This window comes from Marivita sp. (assembly GCF_051251565.1).
Lineage (GTDB): Bacteria > Pseudomonadota > Alphaproteobacteria > Rhodobacterales > Rhodobacteraceae > Marivita.
In genome coordinates this window covers 200448-220191 of sequence record NZ_JBPOFB010000006.1, presented here as the reverse complement: position 1 = coordinate 220191, position 19744 = coordinate 200448, and the positions used below count along the sequence as shown (strand labels likewise).

At 59.7% G+C, this 19744-nt stretch carries 17 protein-coding genes; 8 read left to right on the top strand and 9 right to left on the bottom strand.

What is annotated here, in order from left to right:
- Nucleotides 1-3 precede the first annotated feature (3 nt).
- The 6 genes from ACSHXH_RS10930 to ACSHXH_RS10905 form a co-directional block, all read right to left on the bottom strand.
- Complete coding sequence (locus ACSHXH_RS10930) at nucleotides 4-1185, bottom strand: HlyD family efflux transporter periplasmic adaptor subunit (protein WP_435671825.1); 1182 nt, start codon at nucleotides 1183-1185, stop codon at nucleotides 4-6.
- Between the two features lie 3 nt (nucleotides 1186-1188).
- Nucleotides 1189-3348: a type I secretion system permease/ATPase gene (locus ACSHXH_RS10925; protein ID WP_435671846.1), complete on the bottom strand. Its 2160-nt coding sequence runs from the start codon at nucleotides 3346-3348 to the stop codon at nucleotides 1189-1191.
- Nucleotides 3349-3404: 56 nt separating this feature from the next.
- Nucleotides 3405-4664, bottom strand: coding sequence for a TolC family protein (locus tag ACSHXH_RS10920; RefSeq protein ID WP_435671824.1), 1260 nt, complete (start codon nucleotides 4662-4664; stop codon nucleotides 3405-3407).
- A gap of 157 nt (nucleotides 4665-4821) precedes the next feature.
- The gene (locus tag ACSHXH_RS10915) at nucleotides 4822-8028 is read right to left on the bottom strand and encodes an Ig-like domain-containing protein (RefSeq protein ID WP_435671823.1); all 3207 of its coding nucleotides are present in this window, start codon (nucleotides 8026-8028) and stop codon (nucleotides 4822-4824) included.
- A 168-nt stretch (nucleotides 8029-8196) separates the two neighbouring features.
- The gene (locus ACSHXH_RS10910) at nucleotides 8197-9288 is read right to left on the bottom strand and encodes a Gfo/Idh/MocA family protein (RefSeq protein ID WP_435671822.1); all 1092 of its coding nucleotides are present in this window, start codon (nucleotides 9286-9288) and stop codon (nucleotides 8197-8199) included.
- A gap of 65 nt (nucleotides 9289-9353) precedes the next feature.
- Nucleotides 9354-10055 (bottom strand): GntR family transcriptional regulator, encoded by a 702-nt coding sequence (locus tag ACSHXH_RS10905; protein ID WP_435671821.1) that lies wholly within the window; start codon nucleotides 10053-10055, stop codon nucleotides 9354-9356.
- A gap of 84 nt (nucleotides 10056-10139) precedes the next feature.
- Here ACSHXH_RS10905 and ACSHXH_RS10900 point away from each other — a divergent pair, with 84 nt between their 5' ends.
- From ACSHXH_RS10900 to ACSHXH_RS10870, 7 genes are all read left to right on the top strand, one after another.
- Nucleotides 10140-11294, top strand: a complete 1155-nt coding sequence (locus ACSHXH_RS10900) for an LLM class flavin-dependent oxidoreductase (protein WP_435671820.1) — start codon at nucleotides 10140-10142, stop codon at nucleotides 11292-11294.
- 106 nt (nucleotides 11295-11400) lie between these two features.
- On the top strand, nucleotides 11401-12288 hold the full coding sequence (locus tag ACSHXH_RS10895) for an aldo/keto reductase (RefSeq protein WP_435671819.1): 888 nt from the start codon (nucleotides 11401-11403) through the stop codon (nucleotides 12286-12288).
- Between the two features lie 8 nt (nucleotides 12289-12296).
- Entirely contained in the window at nucleotides 12297-12803 is a 507-nt protein-coding gene (locus tag ACSHXH_RS10890; RefSeq protein ID WP_435671818.1) for a flavin reductase family protein, read from the top strand.
- 74 nt (nucleotides 12804-12877) lie between these two features.
- Entirely contained in the window at nucleotides 12878-13456 is a 579-nt protein-coding gene (locus tag ACSHXH_RS10885; protein WP_435671817.1) for a TRAP transporter small permease, read from the top strand.
- Nucleotides 13457-13460: 4 nt separating this feature from the next.
- Nucleotides 13461-14750 (top strand): TRAP transporter large permease, encoded by a 1290-nt coding sequence (locus tag ACSHXH_RS10880; protein ID WP_435671816.1) that lies wholly within the window; start codon nucleotides 13461-13463, stop codon nucleotides 14748-14750.
- A gap of 58 nt (nucleotides 14751-14808) precedes the next feature.
- Nucleotides 14809-15867: a TRAP transporter substrate-binding protein gene (locus tag ACSHXH_RS10875; protein ID WP_435671815.1), complete on the top strand. Its 1059-nt coding sequence runs from the start codon at nucleotides 14809-14811 to the stop codon at nucleotides 15865-15867.
- Between the two features lie 441 nt (nucleotides 15868-16308).
- Complete coding sequence (locus tag ACSHXH_RS10870) at nucleotides 16309-16797, top strand: REP-associated tyrosine transposase (RefSeq protein WP_435671814.1); 489 nt, start codon at nucleotides 16309-16311, stop codon at nucleotides 16795-16797.
- Nucleotides 16798-16808: 11 nt separating this feature from the next.
- Here the strand turns inward: ACSHXH_RS10870 and ACSHXH_RS10865 are convergent, their stop codons facing one another.
- Nucleotides 16809-17357, bottom strand: coding sequence for a hypothetical protein (locus tag ACSHXH_RS10865; RefSeq protein ID WP_435671813.1), 549 nt, complete (start codon nucleotides 17355-17357; stop codon nucleotides 16809-16811).
- A gap of 122 nt (nucleotides 17358-17479) precedes the next feature.
- The gene (locus ACSHXH_RS10860) at nucleotides 17480-17956 is read right to left on the bottom strand and encodes a tetratricopeptide repeat protein (protein WP_435671812.1); all 477 of its coding nucleotides are present in this window, start codon (nucleotides 17954-17956) and stop codon (nucleotides 17480-17482) included.
- 6 nt (nucleotides 17957-17962) lie between these two features.
- Between ACSHXH_RS10860 and ACSHXH_RS10855 the strand changes: the two genes are divergently transcribed.
- Nucleotides 17963-19252 (top strand): cytochrome-c peroxidase, encoded by a 1290-nt coding sequence (locus ACSHXH_RS10855; protein WP_435671811.1) that lies wholly within the window; start codon nucleotides 17963-17965, stop codon nucleotides 19250-19252.
- 54 nt (nucleotides 19253-19306) lie between these two features.
- Here ACSHXH_RS10855 and ACSHXH_RS10850 read toward each other — a convergent pair whose 3' ends face one another.
- A complete protein-coding gene (locus ACSHXH_RS10850; protein ID WP_435671810.1) occupies nucleotides 19307-19729 on the bottom strand; it encodes an NUDIX hydrolase in 423 nt (140 codons plus the stop codon).
- Nucleotides 19730-19744 lie beyond the last annotated feature (15 nt).

Here is a 19744-nt window from a genome sequence, read left to right as displayed (position 1 = left end):
TCCTTAGGGTTCGCGCAGCGCCTCTCGGGTTTTGTACAGCGGTTTGAGAAGATATTGCAGAACCGTCTTTTCGCCGGTGTGCAGCTCAACACTGGCCTGCATGCCGGGACGGATTTCGAGATGCCGCTGCCGGTCACTGAGCGAGGTTTTGTCGACCCGCACTGTCACCTTGTAATGCACCGGCGCCTCCGGGCGGCGTTCGTCCTTGAACGTGTCTGCCGAGATCACATCGACCCGCCCCTTGAGCGATCCGTAGATGGTAAAATCATAGGCCGACAGTTTGATCGTGGCTTCCTGACCAGGGCGAATGCGGGCAATGTTTTCCGGCGCGACCTTGGCTTCGACATATAGCTCTTCGCCCAGCGGGATGATCTGAAGGATCTCCTCGCCCGGCCGCACCACGCCGCCGATCGTGGTCACACCCAGCTTGTTGACCACACCATGCATCGGGCTGACCAGAACCGTCCGGTTCAACTGATCCTGCGAGGAGCGCAGGTTTTGCCGCAAGGTCGACAGCTCTTTCAAAGTCTCGGAATATTCCTGCGCGCGCAAAAGCTCGGTCTGGGTGATGATCTCGTCCATTTTGATCTGCGCATCCGCATGCGCCTTGCGCGCGCGGGTCACTTCGATCAGGGCGACAACCTTTTTGTCCAGAAGGTTCTCCATCAACTCCTTTTCCTGCGCCGCTTGGGCCAGCACCCTGCGGGCCCCGTCATGACGGGAATTGAAGTCAAGCTGACGCGCCGCCAGCAACGCCTGTTCCGACGCCGCCATCTCGGGGCTGCGCTGAGCCAGCTCAGTCGGGATGCTGAACTGCACAAGCCCGGCCATCTCGGCCTCAATCCGCAAACGGCGGATTTCCAGCGCGGTGATCTGATCTTCCAGATCATCCACCGAAGACCGGAACTGCGTGCCGTAAAGACGCGCAAGCACATCGCCTTGCATCACCTCATCACCCTCTTTGACCAGCAGCTCGGCCAGAATACCGCCTTCGAGGTTCTGAATGATCTGCGGGCGCGACGTCGAAATGAACTCTCCTTCCGAGCGCACAATCTCGTCGATCCACGCATAGGCGGCCCAGATGATGAACAGCCACACCGCCGCGCCGGACAGCCAGATGATCATCGACGGTCCGCGCAGGCGGCGGCCCAGTTGTGACGACAGATCGGTGGTGCTGACAGCCATGGGTTACGCTCCTTGCCCGGCGCGCAGGTGATCCAACACCTGATCGCGCGGTCCATCCACGACAAGCCGCCCCGACGCCAGAACGCTGGTGCGGTCGGCAAGGGCGAGGATCGGCACACGGTGCGTCGCAACAATCGCCGTGCGGTCGGACAACCAGCTTTCCAGCCGGGAGATCAGCGTCTTTTCAAGCGTCTGATCCAGTGCTGCTGTCGGTTCATCCAACAGGCAGATATCGGGATCCTGCAACCACAGCCGCGCCCATCCGATAGACTGGCGCTGCCCTACGGAAAGACCTTCACCCCCATCGCTGATCGGCAGGTCAAGCCCCATCGGGTGCCCCTTGATGAACGGCCCAAGCCCGGCAAAATCCAGCGCCTCGAACAGGCGGTCGTCATCGCGTTCAAGCATGTTGAGATTGAGGTTGTCGCGCAGCGTTCCGTGGAACAACCGAACGTCCTGTCCCAGATACCCCAGCGACCGGCGAATATCGCGCATGTCGATCTGGTTCATGTCGGTACCATCAATCAGGATCGCCCCGGCGGTGGGGGCGTAAAGACCCGACAACATCTTGAGCAAGGTAGATTTGCCCGACCCGTTGGTGCCCAGTATGGCCAGCGTTTGGCCGGGCTGGATCACGAGGGTCGGGATATCCACCACATTCGGGCTTTCGGCATCGTAGCGAAAACTGACTTCGCGCAGCTCGAACTTGCCACGCAGCTTTTCGCGGCGCAGGTATTTGCGGGTATCGGACCGGTCCTGCGGCAAATCGGCAATGCCATCCAGCGCATCAAGCGCCGCCTTGACGTTGCCCCAACGTGCCATAATGCCGGATAATTGTGTCAGCGGGGCAAGCGTCCGCGAGGTCAGGATACCCACCGCAATGATGGACCCGACAGTGAATTCGCCCGCAAATACCAGATAGGTGCCCGCAATCACCGCCCCGACATAGGTCGCTTGCTGTACGCCTTGGCTCCAGAAGGTCAGGGCAGCGGCAAGGCGGCGTTGTTCGGACGATTTCAGCGCCTGTACCGAGGTCAGTTCTTCCCACTGGCGCGCAAAACGGTCTTCGGCACGCTGTGTCTTGATCGTGTCCAGCTCGGTCACAGCTTCATTCAAAAGACGCGACTGCTTGGTCGAGGCCCCCTGCATTTCGCGGGTGATGCGGATCATCTTCTTTTGCAAAAAGAACCCCGGCAAAACCATCAACACCGCACCAGCCAGAAGCACCCAGACCACGTTGCCCGCGATGGACCACACCATCAGAAGGAACAGCGCGATGAACGGGATGTCCGCCAAAGCGCCCACTGTGCCCGCGGTGAAGAACTCGCGCACGGAACTGAATTCGCGCATCGACGCAAAAAGCTGGGACGGAGACCGCCCCGCCGCATCGGACCGCATGCCAAGCAAACGGTTCAGAAGGGTCTGTTGAACGCCGGTTTCGATCTGTCGACCGGCCCCGTCCAAAAGCGTGGATCGCGCAACCTTGAGGAATGCCTCGAGCATCAGCGCCATCGCGGCCCCGATCGCCAACACCCAAAGCGTGGCAGAAGACTGGTGCGGGATCACGCGGTCATAGACCTGCAATGAAAACAACGCGACGGACAGGGCCAGCACGTTGGCGACAAACGACCCCACCGCGACCTCGCCAAACTGGCGGGTGTAGTTGGAAAAGCTGCCCCAGAACCAATGCGCCTTGTCGCCTGTATCGGCATGCGTGCTGACAAGCGTCTGCACAGGTGCTTCGCCCCGGATCAGAACGCCGCTGTAGAACGGCGCAAATTCCGCAACGTCCACGCGTTCGACCTTGTCCTTGGCGGATTCGTCCCAGATCGTCAGGGTCATCCGGTCCTGCCCCAAGACCAACACCGCCTGCCCGTTGGACATCAATGCAATGGCCGGCCAATGGTCCGGCGTCGGGCGCGGCACATGAAGCCCCTGCACCAACAGACCGGCGGCTTTTGCCCCCGCAATCAGCGCGTCTTCGCCCACCGTGCCATCCGCGTCTTGGTGCAGACCGATGGCTTCGTTGACATCCGCCGCCACCGTGGTCAGCCCCAACCGGCCCGCATAGGTGCGGATCAGTTCGGTGCGGGCGCGCACCCGGTCGGTATAACGCGGGGCGCGTTTGGGTTCATTTGCAGGCTTAACCCCCTGCGGCACCATCCGAAGGACCGCGTCTTTCGCGCGCCCTGTCAGGAGGGTGATGTTACTCACACCACTCAAATCTTTGCTCCATCCGCAAGAACACCCAAACGCTTGGCTGCATCCAGCTCGGCGCGGGCGGCCCGGTATTTCAGGTCGAGTTGTTTTTCCAACGACCGCAAGAAAGTTTCATAAACGCTGACCACATCCATCACCTGACGCGTGCCCGCATCATACTGGCGCTGAAACAGGTCCAGATTGGCCTTGGCCTGCGCGGTCAGCCCTTCGGCCTCGGCGGCTTGCCGTTTGAGCGCGGCAAGATCGCGCTGGTCGGCCTCAATGGCGCGGGCCGAGATATCGCGCGCCTCGGTCACCCTGCGCTCTGCGGTCAGTTTGGTTGCCTCGATCGCCGCAAGCGACGCGCCCGTGCCAATGCCCAGCATGTGTTCGGTGCTGACGCTCAGGCCAAGCCCCTCCCCCCCGTTGCGCAGGCTGCCGCCCGCAGACAGGCCGGGCAGATGGGCCGCACGGGCAATCTTGGCCTGTGCAAGCTGTCGGTCGCGGTCCACCATCGCACGAAGCACGGATAGGGATGTGTCGGAAGGAGTCGACCCCATGCCGCGCAATCCGCGCTGATCCGACAAAGAAACCGCAGACATCGCGTTCAGCTCGGCCATGGCGCGCATGGTCTTTTCACGCGCGGCCGCATCACGGGAACGCAGATCAGCAAGCTTTTGTTGCAGGACATTCAGGTCCGAGAAATCCGACACGCCGCCTTTGACGCGCTCGTTCATAACCCATTCGAAATGGCCCATATCCTTAAGAGCCTGACCATAAAGATCGTTGGCGGATCGGCCTTCTTCGGCCTCAAGATACAGGACCAGCCCGTCATAGACCCGGTCATTGCTGCTTTCGGACAGGGCAACGGCGGCCATCTCGACATCGGCCTTGGCCAGGTCGCGTTCCGCTTGCTTGCGGCCATTGTCGAACAGGACTTGGTTGATCACCAGATCCGCCACCAGATCCCCAAGCGACGTAAGGCTGACGCGCGGCGAAATCGTCGGCCACCAGTTCTTTGAGGCCGCCTCGGCCCGCAATTGCGCCACTTGCAGCTCTGCCTCGGCAACGCGTGCATCCGCCGCCAGAACCCCGGCGGCGACCTGCGCATAGGGAGAGCCAGCCGTCAGAACGCTCTGACGCGCAGCAAGGTCTGCAATGATCGGAGACGCCTCTTGCGTCACAGCCGGTTTGGATTGGGCAACCTGCGTTTCATTTGCACCGACCACATCCGTCGATGAGTGCGGCTGAAGAAACCGCGAAACGGTCCCCTGCCCCATATCCTGCATACATCCCGACAGAGCCGTTATCGCAAGCACCGCCCCTGCCATGGCCCTTTTATTGTGCCTCATGTCGTATGAGCCCCCGCCTCTTTGGCTTTTGTTTTTTGGGGCTCGGGCCGTCACCGCAACGGCCCGAACAAAACTGTCCTCTTTATCAGATTGAAACGTTGTTGATGTCGTCGTCGATCAGGATCGTGGCATCACCCAACTCGTAGACGTTGAAATTCTCACCATCCTCGAACCGCGATCCGGTTCGGGTCGCTCCGGTGATGCGAACGGTTTCGTCCGAGTTGCCCAGAACCTTGACCGTGTTGTCTTCGCCTGTCAGCGCGATGATCTGCGCCTCGGTGATGGTCAGCGTCGCCTCTTCGGTGAACTCGAGGTCGATAACGTCGATCTCGCGCCCCCCTACATTACTTGTAAGGCTCACGTTGCTGCGGCTGACATCCGGGTCGCCCAACACGACATAGGTGCCGGTGCTGTTACCCGCGCTGTCTGTTGCGGTGACCACAAGATGCGAGCCGTCAGGCACCACGTTGCTGAAAGAGAAGTTGGTTTCGTTGCCGCCGTTCAAGTCCTGCTCGTTAAAGCCAACCGCCTGCACACCGCCCGCGCCGACGCGCACGATGGACACGTCATGATCGGAGGCTTCAAGGATAATCCCACGCGGTGCCTGCGATTGATCCCACAAGACCGCTGTCATGTCCGGTGCGTCCGGGGCCACGTTGTCCACCACCATGGTTTCGGTGATCGACTTGGTGTTGCCCGCCTGATCGGTTGCCGCAATCAGGATCGACACGCTTTCGCCATCGGCCATCGGGATGACGGCTGCGGGAACAGCCAGCGACCATGCGCCACTGGCGCTGACCTGGGCTGTCATCTGCTGGCCACCGATGGTGACATTCACGGTTGATCCGCGTTCGACCTGGCCCGTCAGGGTAAAGCCCTGCGAAGATTCCGCCTCGTTCACCACACCGTCGCTGCCGCCGGGCTGGCTTGTCGAGGTGAGCGGCACCACTTCTGTGTCAACCTGGAAGGTCTTGGTTGTGGTCGCCGTGTTACCGGCAAGGTCGGTCGAGCTGATCTGAGCCGTGGTTGTGTACGTGCCATCCGGGATATCCAGCGCCGAGAAGGTCGCGGTCCAGTTGCCAGAGCCATCGACGCTTGCCGTGCGGCTGACGCCTTCGACCACAACAGTCACACTGGCACCGGGTTCGGTTGTGCCGCTCAGCGTCACACCCCGGCCCTGTTCACTATCGTTGACGGTGTTGTCCGCCGTCACTGGATCCGCGCTCACTGCAAAGTTGCGCACAAAGGTGTCGACCATCACAGTGTCGGTCCGCGTCAGCGAGTTGCCTGCCGCATCGACCGTATAGGCTGTGATCTGCGCCTCGTATTCACCGGGGCGAATTTCACCCGCGTTATAGGTCGCGCGCCAGATGCCGACAGTGTCGGTCTGTACGGTTTTGGTCACGCCATCCAGCGTCACCTCAACCATCTGGTTCGGTGTCGATGTCCCTGTCAGGGTCACGCCATCCGACGCTTCGGCGTTGTTGATGATGTCATCGGTCTCAACCGGGGCAGAGCTGATGGTCAGCAGACCCGCATCAGTGTCGAACACCACGTTGCGCGTTTCCACAGCCGTGTTGCCGGCCGGATCGGTTGAGCTTGCCCGCAAGGTCGCGGTTTGCTCGCCCGACGGCAGCTCGGCCGCCATGAAAGTTACGGTCCAGTTGCCATTGGCGTCCACACTGGCCGCGCGCGACACGCCACCCAGCGACACAGACACAGTGGCGCCCGGCTCGGTTGTGCCGGTCACGGTCATGCCCTGCATCGCCTCTTCGGCGTTCACGATACCGTCGGACCCGCCCGCCTGGCTGGTGATGTCAAAGTTGCGGACCCATGTGTCCAGACGCACCTCACCGGAGGCGTTGCTCACGTTGCCCACCTCGTCGGTTGCGGTGGCATTGATGGTCATATTCCGTTCGCCCACCGGAATTTCGGTGGCGATAAAGGTGACCGACCAATTGCCCTGCGCATCCACGGTTGCAGTGCGGGTGTAGCCGTTCATTTCGACCACAACGTTTGATCCAGGATCGGTTGTCCCGGTCACTTCGACCCCATCCGTGCGCTCGTCCGCGTTGATGATACCGTCGGTTTCAATGGTCGTGGTGTTCACGGTCACGCCGGACACGGTGTCAATCTCGATTCCATCATTAACGGTGGTCGAGTTGTTGAAGCTGTCGGTCGCAATCACCTGAATGTCGGCGATGTATTCGCCACGCTCAAATGTCGAGCTGGACAGCGTGACGCTCCAGTTGCCCTGCGCATCCACGTCCGCCACATGGCTCACGCCGCCTGCAATCAGAACAACAGTCGCGCCAGCCTCGGTTGTGCCGGTGACCGTTGCGCCACCGTCAAATTCGATCTCGGTGATGATTTCGCCACTGGCGGTTGTCCCGCTGGTGATGGCCAAGGGCGGAGGCGTTGTGTCGATGATGACATCGGGACCGACCAACGTGGTCTCGCCGTCTTCACCTGTCACGGTCACGTCTGCGATATATGTTCCGTCTGATGGGAAGTCTGGACCGGTAAAGATCACCTCCCATTTGCCGTCTGAACCAGTCGTCGTTGTCTGAGTCTTGTCGCCGACAACCACAACAACGGTGTCGCCTTCGTTGGCGGTCCCGCTGACAAGAACAGACCTGTCTTCGTCGGTCAGACCATCGCCGCCGATCACGAATTCACCGTCATTCACGGTTGGCGCATTTGATCCGCCGGTTTCACCCTCGTTGTCGACAAGGCTGCCGCCACCACCGCCGCCACCGCCATCGCCGTCACCGCCGATAACAGCAGCGCCCGCAGCAACCGCCGCCCCCGCGCCAAGCCATGGCATCATGCCACCGCCCGCCAAAAGCCCGGCAGCCAACATCGACACACCGCCTTCACTGTCGGCGGCAACAAGATCACCTGCTACAACGTCTGCGCGGTCAAAAAAGATCAGGGAATCGTCCGGGCTCCATTTGCCCCATGCAGCCACATCCGCATATTGCGCGAACAGCGCGCCACCATCGCCCTGGGCGAAGGCGACTTCGCTCAACACGCCGTCAGCGCTCAGGAACAGTCGGCTCACGCCACCATCGCCAAAGTAATCTTCAAGGATGATCACCCGCCCATCGGCAAGCGTGATCTGCAAATCATTCCCGGCACGGTCATAGCCCCGCAGGTCCGATGCTTGAAGGTTGAGAGAAATTTCGCGGCCACCTGCGGCGTCGATCAGATAGCCCTGATCTTCCGCACCAACTACACCACGCTCGATCGCACCCGTACGTGTACGGACAACGAAATTAATCGCATTCATAACAACACCGCTCTACCTCAAAGCCGCCCGTTTTCGGGTTCGGCATTTTTTGCTCTGTAACTTTTGATATATCAAAAACACATTCGATAAAAGTATGGAGTTAGACGAAAATTCGTTTTTTACGGGTGCGAGTCAGAGTGTTGCGCGAAAAATACGGTCGCTGCGTGACTAAAATATGTCCACGACCGAGTGCGAAGTGGCAGATTTTTGTGCAGCCAAGCCCATACGAACCGCCCAAGCACCGTCCCGGATTGACACGTCTGGAACACCGCCGCTCCGCACCATGTCAAGAAAGCGCGCGTGTTGGTAAAATGTCGATCCGTTGTGGTCGCCGGCTTCAAGCAGCGTTGGATCAACCGGGATATCCACCGCCATAGGCCCCTTGGGGTGGCGCGGGCTGACAATGACCTGCGGCACGGGCGGCGCGCCAAGATGGGCAGGCCAGAACCGCCCCGGCCCTGGCACGAATACCTCGATCTTGCCATCCGGGCCTACAGCGCTGATCTCTTCCTGATAGCGCGCGCCTTCGGCATACATGCACAGCTCCAGCAACGCCCGCGCGCCATTGGCGAAATCGACAATCACATAGGCGCTGTCCCAGATGTCGGGCACTTCGCCATCATAGGCTTCGTCCAGATGGTTCACCTCTTGCCCGGCGCTGGCAGTCACCCGCACAGGATCAGACCCAAGGATGAGGCGCATGAGGTCAAAGAAATGGCAGCATTTCTCGACCAGCGTGCCGCCGGTGTTGCGATTGAACCGGTTCCAATCCCCAACCTTGTGGAGGAACGGAAAGCGATGTTCGCGGATGGTCAGCATCTTGACCCCGCCAGTGGCGCGCTGCACCTCGTCGGCAAAGGTCTGGATCGGCGGCATATACCGGTATTCCATCGCCACCCAGATCGGCGCGGGATAGCTGGCCGCAATCGCATCGATCCGCGCGATGTCGGCGGGATCAGTATATAACGGCTTTTCCATCAGCAGCGGCAACGGGTTCAGAGCGGCGATCTGTTCAAGCGCATCAACATGGCAGTGGTTCGGGCTAGCCACCAGAAGGCAGTCCAGATCATCCCGCGCGAGCAGATCCGTGATCGACGATTCAAGCGCAGCCTCCGGCACAAGCGCCTTTGCGGCTGCGGCCATAATTGCATCCGGCTCGTAGATCGCCGCAACCCGCGCGCCGTCAAGCAAAGCGATATTGCGCAGGTGTTCTTGCCCCATCATGCCGCATCCTATGATGCCGTAAGTGATGATCTTCATTGTGACCCTTTAGGTAATACGCGACATGGCGCAGTGTTACGTGATCCGCGCGACATAGCGCGGTCTTAAGTGATGCGCGCGACGTAGCGCGCGACGTCTGTGTTGATCCAATTCCACGAGGCCTCGGCAGGCAAGCCCTCTGGTCCGTAGCTGACCCGCGTGGCGCGCATGCAGGGCTGTCCCACCGCCTTCCCGAACGCAGCAGGTGCCCAGCCCGGCACCTTGTCCACATCCAGCCGATCCTCGGCCTTGGTGATCCAAAGCCCAAGTGTCTCCCGGTAATAGAGATACAGCGACTCGCGCAGCGCCACGGCGTCGATGACATCCGTATATGACCCGTCGAGCCATATCTCTTCCAACACCGCAGGCACGCCGTTCAGACGCCGCAAGCGGCGAATCCGGTGCCCCTCGGGTGATGCGCCGGACCGCGGCAACCCCTCGGGTTTGACCAAGCGGTCCACCGACAACAGCTCGGCCGTGGGCAATCCGCCGCCTTCGATCAGTTCGACCCGGAAGAAGGCATAGACCGATTGCGTGTCCTCCTGCGCGCAGATGTAGTTGCCCGACCCCTGCACCCGCTCCAGCAGGCCCAAAGCGGTCAATTCATCCAACGATTTGCGCAATGTGCCCACCGAAATACCAAGCCCCGCCGCCATGTCCCGTTCGGGCGGCAGGCGTTCGCCATCGACCAAACGGCCAGCCTGTATATCCCGGATCAGCAATTCGCTGATCTGGACATATTTCGGCAAGGCATGGGTGTCGCGCATTTCGTGCACCAAGAATTGATACACTATTGATCTACATTTTTGACGGTGCTACGCAAGAGGAAATGATACTCCCGGAGACACCTTATGACCATCGTGCCGATCACCTCCCCCGACCTTGATGCGGCCGAGGTTTCATGGTTCGCGGCGCTGTGTTCAGACGATTACGAATTCCTGGGTGTCCCGGACGGCAAATTGCGGTCCAGCTGGGCGCATTGCTCGGGCATCGTCAAAGAGGCCGAGGCGCAGGGGTTCCGTAACATCCTGTGTCCCTCCTCGTATCAGGTGGGTCAGGACACGCTGTCTTTTGTCGCCGGGTGCGCGCCGATCACCGACAGGATCAACATGCTGGCCGCCGTGCGCTGCGGTGAGATGCAACCGATCATGCTCGCCCGGACCATCGCCACGCTGGATCACATGCTCGAAGGGCGGCTGACGGTGAACATCATCAGCAGCGACTTTCCCGGCGAAAAAGAAGACAGCGCCCTGCGCTACCGCCGGTCGCGCGAAGTGGTTGAAATCCTCAAACAAGCCTGGACGCAGGACAGCATCACTTACAAAGGCGAGGTCTACAATTTTGACGGGCTGACCACCGATCCGGTCATCCCCTACCAAACCGGCGGTCCCTTGCTCTATTTCGGCGGCTATTCCCCGGATGCGCTCGAACTGTGTGGGCAGCATTGCGATGTCTACCTGATGTGGCCCGAACCCAAAGACGCGCTGGCGCAGCGGATGAAAGACGTGAACGCCGTGGCCGAACGCTACAACCGCACGCTGGATTACGGTTTGCGCGTGCATGTCATCGTCCGCGATACCGAGGCCGAGGCCCGCGAATACGCACAGCACATTGTCAGCCAACTTGACGACGAGCAGGGCAAAACCATCCGCGACCGCGCGCTGGACGCCGGATCGCTGGGCGTGTCGCATCAGGCCAAGAACCGCGAATTGGCGGATATGGAGGGCTTTGTCGAACCGCATCTCTGGACAGGTGTGGGCCGTGCCCGGTCGGGCTGTGGCGCGGCATTGGTGGGATCAACAGATCAGGTGTTGTCCGAGCTCGAAGCCTATCAGAAAATGGGCATCCGCGCCTTCATCCTGTCGGGCTATCCACATATGGAGGAATGCCGCCATTTCGGCAGCCGCGTGTTGCCGCAGATGAAAACCTGTTCCCTGCCTGAAGCGTACGGGCGGGTCCCAAAGGGGACACCGCGCACCCCGCTTGGTGCCGGGGTCCGACGCTGATGCACCACCAGTCACCAGAATTTAATGGCACACGTGCAGAATCTTCTACGAAGATTCTGTCAAAAAGCATCAAAGCAACCGAAATCCGGGTCAAATAAGGATCAACATGGATCGCATCACACTTACCGACACCCTCGACCTCAGCCGCCTCGTCTATGGCATGTGGCGCTTGGGTGACGATGCCGACACCAGCGTGGACCACATTCGCAACAAGATCAGCGCGTGCCTTGATCAGGGCATCACGACGATGGATCAGGCGGATATCTATGGCGGCTACGAGGCCGAAGAGATCATGGGTCATGCGCTGACGCCCGAGTTGCGCAACCAGATCGAGATCGTGACCAAATGCGATATCGTGGCCCCCGTGGGTCGCTATGCCGATGCGAAGGTGAAATACTACGACACCAGCCGCGCGCACATCATGGCGTCAGTCGACCATTCGCTGCGGCTGATGAAGATCGACCATATCGATCTGCTGCTGATCCATCGCCCCGATCCGTTGATGGACCACCACGAAACCGGTGCGGCGCTGGACGACATTGTGGCAAGCGGCAAGGTCCGTGCGGTTGGTGTGTCAAACTTTCGGCCCTATGATTGGGAGCTGCTGCAATCCGGGATGACAACAAAACTGGTCACCAACCAGATCGAAATCAGCCTGTTGCACCACGCGCCGTTCACCAATGGCGATATCGCGTTCCACCAGAAAAACGGCCAGCCGCTGATGGCGTGGTCGCCGCTTGGCGGTGGGGCGTTGTTCGACACCAAACTTTCGAGCTTGCACAGCGCGCTGCAAACCATTGCAACGGCACATAATACTGATACGGCCGCTGTTGCCGTGGCATGGCTCTTGGCGCATCCCGCGCGCATCCTACCTGTCCTCGGCACCAACAATCTGGACCGCATCGCCCGCATCGGGGATGCTGCCAATATCCAGATCGACCGGGAGACATGGTTTGACCTTTACACACACGCCCTTGGACATGAAGTGGCCTGAGACACGCGATGAACGCCTTGACCCACAGCTTTGAACCCACGCAGGACAACAGCCGCGATTTCCGAGCAGCGCTTGGCCGCTTTGGCACGGGCGTCACCGTCATCACATGCGCCACCGGCGATGGCCCGCTGGGCATCACCGCCAACAGCTTTGCCAGCGTGTCGCTTGACCCGCCGCTTGTGCTTTGGTCGCCTGCGAAATCATCCTCGCGCTATCCATTCTTCATGGCAGCGGATCACTTTGCCATCCATGTGGTGGGCGCGGAACAGGCCGATCTGTGCACGGCGTTTGCGCGCAATGGCAACCCGTTTGACCAATGCGACTGGGAACTGGGTGACCACGGTGTGCCGCTGCTCAACAATTGCCTGAGCCGCTTTGAATGCACCAAGACTGCGGAACATGACGGCGGCGACCATTCGATCGTGGTGGCGCGGGTTCGTCAGGTCACCACGCGGGACGGAGACCCGCTTTTGTTTTACAGCGGACGTTACGGAGGCTTTACTGAACCGACATAAACCGCCGCGATACCACAACAAGCGGGGCCACCGGCGAGGAGGCCGGTGAGACGGAACAAGGGAGGAGGCCAGTCATGGCCATTTTGCTGGGGTTGCTGGCCCCTTTACAGATGTTCAATGACATTGCCCTGCGGATCGGTCGCGGGTTCGCTGTTGTGTGCATCGGACTGATGGTGTGCGCCATCCTCCTGCAAGTTTTTTGTCGGTACGTTCTGGGCAACGCCCTGCCTTGGCCCGAAGAGGCCGCAATTTTCCTCATGCTCTGGATGACCGCCGCGATTGCGCCCTCGGCCTATCGGCGCGGCGGGTTTGTGGCGCTTGAGATCCTGTCCTCGGCACTGCCGAAACGTGGGGCCGCGTTGCTCGCGCTGGTCCTGCTGCTGATCTCGGGCATGGTCCTGTATATCGGCGCGCAGATGGGTTTGGGCGAAATGACTAGCCTTGCGGGCAAGTTCAAAAGCGCATCGCTGAAATACCCCACGGCGGATGGTTGGGAAAAGATGTCCAACGCGTGGCAGATCGCGTCGCTCGTGACCGGGCTTTGGTTGCTTTTCATCGTCAATATCGAACTGATCCTGCGCAATCTCATCACCCTGGCCGGTGGCGAGACCCGCTTGCGCCCCCCTCTCGATGCAGAACTGAAGGCGGAATAACACAATGCTGGTCTGGTTCCTTCCCCTGTTCCTGCTGTTCCTGATGATCGGATTGCCGGTGTTCTTCGGGATGCTGGCGGCACCCGGCATCCTTTTGTGGCTCAACGGGCAAGAGCGCGATCTGATCCTGCTTTACCGCAACGTCTATAACGGCATGGCAAGCTTTCCGCTGATGGCGATCCCGTTCTTTATGCTTGCGGGCGAATTGATGAATCGCGGCGGCATCACCATGCGGCTGGTGGAATTCAGCCAAGCGATGATGGGCCATTTCCGGGGCGGTCTGGCCCATGTGAACGTGCTGTCCTCCATGCTGTTTGCAGGGCTTTCGGGGTCTGCGGTGGCCGACACATCCGCGCTTGGCTCCATGTTGATCCCGGCGATGGAGAAAGAGGGTTACACCCGCAAATTCGCCGCTGCGATCACCGCCGCCAGCTCGGTGATCGGCCCGATCATCCCACCCTCGGGCATCATGATCATCTATGCCTACGTGATGGGCGAGAGCGTTGCCGCGCTGTTCCTCGCAGGTATCGTGCCGGGCATTCTTGTCGGCGTTGGCCTGATGCTGATGATCCGCTGGCAGGCAGACCGATACGATTTCCCCGTGTCGCGCCAAAAGGCAAGCTGGGGCGAACGGGGCAATGCATCGCTAAAGGCGTTCTTTCCGCTGATGACCCCTGTGATCATCATGGGCGGCATCCTTGGTGGCGTCTTTACCCCAACCGAAGCCGCAGCGGTGGCCGTGGCCTATGCCATTGTCATCGGGATGTTTGTTCTGAAAACGCTCAACCTGTCTGACCTGCCAGACGTGCTGATGCGCGCTGCCATGACATCGGCCACGGTGCTTTTGCTGGTGGGCGCTGCGATGGCGTTCAAGACGGTTGTGTCGCTGTCACACACGCCCGAGATTTTGGCCGAATTCGTGCTGGGTCTGAGCGAGAACCCCTTGATCCTGCTGTTCCTGATCAACCTGCTTTTGTTTGTCGTGGGCATGTTCCTCGACGCCGGTCCCGCGATCATCATCCTTGGGCCAATCCTTGGACCGATCTTTGTCGATCTGGGCGTCGACCCGATCCACTTTGCGATCATCATGTCGGTGAACCTGACCGTGGGCCTTGCCACGCCGCCCATGGGGCTTGTCTTGTTCGTGGCAAGTTCGGTGTCGGGCGAACGGGTCGAGACCATCTCAAAGGCGATCCTGCCGTTCCTTGCCATCGAGATCGTGGTGATTTTCCTCATCACGTTCATCCCCGAAATTTCCATGACCATTCCGCGCCTCACCGGGTTTGCGGACTGACATCTGCGGGTCATCTGATCCGTGTAACCGACCAAAGAAAGCGATAGGGAGAACACCAATGCTCAAAGGTCTTACCACAGCGGCGCTGACAGCCGCTCTGCTCGCGGGTAGCGCGATCACGGCGGCGGCACAGGATTTCACGATCCGCGCCACCGCAAATTCGAACGAGAATGACGAGGATTACGACGGTCTTGTCGTCTTCAAGAACCATGTCGAGAACGCGTCGAACGGGCGTATCGCGGTCGAGTTGTTCATCGGCACGCAGCTGTGTTCGGGTGGTGCGGAATGCTTGCAGGGTATCTCGGATGGCTCTATCGACGTGTTTGTGACCACCTCGGGCGGGGCTGCGGGCATCTTCCCGTATGTTCAGGTGCTCGACCTGCCGTATCTGATGTCGGATGACCGCGTGGCCGAACACGTCCTGTCAGGCGATTTCACCCGCACGATGCGCAATATGGCGCTCGAAGACAGCGGTGATACGATCCGCATCATGACCATTGGCAACACCGGCGGCTGGCGCAACTTTGCCAACACGCAGCGCCGTATCGCGCAGCCGTCCGACCTTGAAGGTCTGAAAATCCGCACCGTGGTTGCCGACCTGCCGCAAGAGCTGGTCAAGGTGCTGGGCGCGGCCCCCACCCCGATCAGCTGGCCAGAGCTGTTCACCTCGCTGCAAACCGGCGTCGTGGACGGGTCCAAGAACGGCATCACCGACATCATGGGCATGAAGTTTCCCGATGCAGGTCTGCAATACCTGACGCTTGACGGGCACGCCTATATGGGCGCGATCTGGGTCATGAACAATGAAAAATTCATGGGCATGCCCGAAGACATGCGCCGCGTTGTGGTCGATGGGTTTGCAGCGCTCCAGCAGGCGACATTCGCGTCGCCCAAGCGCAAGTCGATCGCCGCCTATGAGGAATTCGTCGCCGGTGGCGGGGATCTGTATGTGCCGACTGTCGAAGAAAAAGCTGCCTTCCGCGATGCGGCAGCCCCTGTGTTCGATTGGTTCCAGGAAAATGTCGATGGTGGCCCGGAAATCTATGAGGCGCTGACCAAGGCCGTTGCCGAAGCCGAAGCCGATCTTGCGGCAGAGTACGAGGCCGATCTGAACTGATCCGGTTCAAGAACGCAGACGGGGGCCTCGGAGGAAACTCCGGGGCCTTTTTCATGCGCATTTGCAGCCGGTCGGGGACTGTCCCGCCGGAATGCTCTGCTGCAAGCGGTGACTTGCATATTTTTAAAAAGAAGAAGCGGCGCCGCCCTTATGGGCCTGACGGGTCTCTCAAATCCCCGAGTCAACGGGCGACCTGTACCCTGGGTCTCAGGGCCTGTTCGGAAACCGGTCTCTCATGGTCAGCCTTCCGGCATGTGAGAGGGTGTCAGTTCTGTGGTGTCGCGGCATGGGAGTGACCCTTCCCGCTCGATGCGCATCGTGGGTGGGGTATGGGGGATTGAGGGTTAACGGGTTGGAAATGGGGCGTGCGATGTATGGTTCCCACCACTCGTAGGGTGCGTGATTTCACGCACCATTAACCATTCCATCGTAAATGACCCCATGCCCACCTACATACGCCCCAAAATCCACGGCGCTCTTGTCTTTTTCACTGTCGCATTAGCCGATCGAAGCAGCGATGCGTTGGTCCGCAACATCGAACAACTGCGCCACGCGGTGCGATTGACCAAAGCCGAACGCCCTTTCGAGATTGAGGCTTGGGTCGTGTTGCCAGATCACCTTCATTGCATATGGCGATTGCCGGAAGATGATTGCGACTTTTCAACACGCTGGCGCGTGATCAAATCGCGGTTTTCACGTGCCGTCCCGAAAGGCAGCTTACGTCAAAGCCACGTCGCGCGTGACGAGCGTGGAATTTGGCAAAGGCGGTTTTGGGAACATCACATCAGATGTGACGCGGACTTCAACGTGCATTTACGGTATTGTTGGTTCAATCCGGTGAAACATGGGTTTGTGGGACGTCCAGAAGATTGGGCGTATTCGAGCGTTCATTGGGATGTGAGGTTTGTTGTCGGTGGAGTTGGTGCGTGAAATCACGCACCCTACGTTTGATCTCTGTTGCCGTCGCTGGACGTACCATGAATGCGCTTTTCCAATAGCTCAATAAGCTCAGACAAGCTTTGATGTGCTTCAAGGATTTGATGCTCCAGATAGACCTCCTCGCCGCCTTGGAAACAAATCATGATTTGACGAACACCACCAAACCTACCTTGGCCATAACGCCCGAGCCCATAGCCTCTAGACTTTGAAACGACTTGGTCAGAACGCTTCACGGTGGGCGCGCCTCTCGTTAACACTGCGTGTTTATTGGCTTTGGCAACGTCCAGAACTAGCCCGAAGCCGGTGCAGTTTTCGGCGAGACGGTGCCGAAAGATACTGTCGTTTGCGTTTGCTGGATAACCATCTTCATGCCATCCTAGAAGATCAAACGGATTAATGCCATTCTCGTGTGCTTGTGCAAAAATTTGAGCAGCAAGCGCGTCAACCACAGCAACCGCCAGAAATGCTCTTCGCAGGCACGAGAATTCAGCATCGAACTCGGCGAGTGTTGGCTTTACGATTTCTGCATTAAATTTTTTAGCGTCGGCCATGCCCAAATTTCATCCGTGTTTTCGTGGAGCTACGACGTAGGGTGGGTGAAATCACGCACCAAACACAACGAAAAAACCGCCACACTCCTGCCACTTGCCCCTGCTAGAGCAATCCGCGAAACTCAGCGGAACGGGTAGAGCCAGACCCGGTAGTCGTCCACGAGGGATTGTGCATGGTCTATTTGCTCGCGCGTCATTTTCTTGACCACTTCCTCGACCGAGATGGCGGCGTCGGGGTCGCCTCCGATGGTGCTCAGTTGGTACCAGAGGAACGCGCGGACGAGGTCCGGGGCGGGCAACCCGAGGCCGGTTTCATAGTACCAGCCGATGCCCGATTGCGCGCCGGGGTGGCCTTTCATGGCCGACCGCAGATACCAGTCGAAGGCGCGAACGTAGTCTTGTTCCACCCCGAGCCCCAGCGCGTACATGACGCCGATCAGCTCCTCAGCCTCGGCATTGCCGGACCGCGCGGCGGGCCAAAGCGCTTCGCGGGCCTCTTCAAAGCGGCCTTCTTCCATCAGGTCGCGGGCGTCTTCGATATCGGCAAAGGCCGGCAGAGCGGCAAGGCACAGGGCAAATATCCATCTGGTAAGCGTCATCTTGGTGTGCTCATTGCCTTTTGCCTTGGTGCCCCGGCGACGGTGGCGCAACCGATCACAGCCGAGGATTTCCTGTCTTTCGATGCGGATCAGGCCCGCCTTGGTCAAGTGCTGTTTTACGACAAGATCCTGAGTGGCAACAGGAATATCTCGTGCGGGACATGCCATCACCACGATCTTGGGGGCACGGACGGGTTGTCTTTGGGCATCGGCGAGGGCGGTGTTGGCTTGGGGCCGGAGCGCACGGCGGGTGACGGGACCGATGCGATCCGCAAACGCATCCCGCGCAATGCGCCTGCGCTGTGGAATTTGGGGCACCGCGATGTGCGGGTGCTGTTCCATGACGGGCGGCTGGAACCGTCAGAGATCTATGGCAACGGCTTTGACAGCCCGGCCGAGGAATGGCTGCCACAAGGGTTGAACTCGTTGATTGCCGCGCAGTCCCTGTTCCCGATGACGGCGCAGTTCGAGATGGCCGGGAATGTCGGCGAAAACGAGGTGATCGGCGCGGTGACGGACCGGATTGATCTGGGCTGGCCGATCTTGGCCAAAAGGGTGCGGACGATCCCTGAATACGGGCAGATGTTCGTGGCGGCCTTTGATCATATCGACCGGCCCGAGGATGTGACGATTGTCGAGATCGGCAACGCTTTGGCCGCGTTCATTGGCACCGAATGGGCGAATTTCGACAGCCCATATGATGCATTTCTGACGCATGGCACGCCCCTGCCCGAGGATGCGGAACGCGGGCGGCAGTTGTTCTTTGGCGCGGCAAATTGTGCACAATGCCACAATGGACCGCTGTTCACCGATCAGGACTTTCACGCCATGGCCCTTCCCCCTTTTGGCCCTGGACGCACCCGTCAGTGGGATCCCATCCCGCGCGATGTGGGGCGCATGGGGGCGACGGATGATCTGGAAGACGCCTACCGCTTTCGCACACCGTCCTTGCGCAACATCGCGCTGACAGCGCCATATGGGCATAACGGGGCGTACGCCAATCTGCGAGACATGGTGCGCCACATGGCCGATCCGATCACCGCGCGCGCGGAGTGGCATGCAGAGCTTGCGGCGCTGCCCGATGTGCCCTGGTTGGAGGAGATCGACTTTGTCATCCAATCCGACCAGCTTGAGATGGATCGACAGGCGGCCATGTTGGATGTGCGTCCCGTGGCGCTGAGCGACGCGGAGGTGGATGATATCGTTGCATTTCTGCACAGCCTGACGGGGGACACCGCGCGGCACCGGCCCTTGGGTCGCCCCGATCATGTGCCAAGCGGATTGCCGGTGGATTAGGGCCGGGACATTGCCGCGATGTACGTTGCACATCGGGTCACGGGTGGTCGCCCATTACGACGCCTTGAGGAATTCCCGGATCACCGGCTGCTTGGCGGGCTTTTTGATCAGGCTTTTCAGAAGCTTCTCCAGCTTCGGTTCGCTGACTCGTTTTGCGGCACCCTTGGCACTGAACCAACGGCGTTTGCGTTGATCGCGTTCTTTCCAGTTGCGTTTGAGCTGTTCGACGACCATCGGGTACACATCAACTTCGCATTTCAGGAATGATCCATCCGCGAGCTTTTTGCGGTAGGTGTAGGTGCCAATCACTTCTTCACCGATATAGCCAACAGCGCCCGCCTCTTCGAGGGCTTCGATTTCGGCAGCGGCCCAAGGTTTGTGGCCATCCATTGTCCAGCCTTTCGGCATGATCCAGCGCTTGGTTTCGCGCGACGTGACCATCAGAACCTGAAAGGTTCCATCTTTTTTCCAGCGCATTGGCAACGCTGCAAT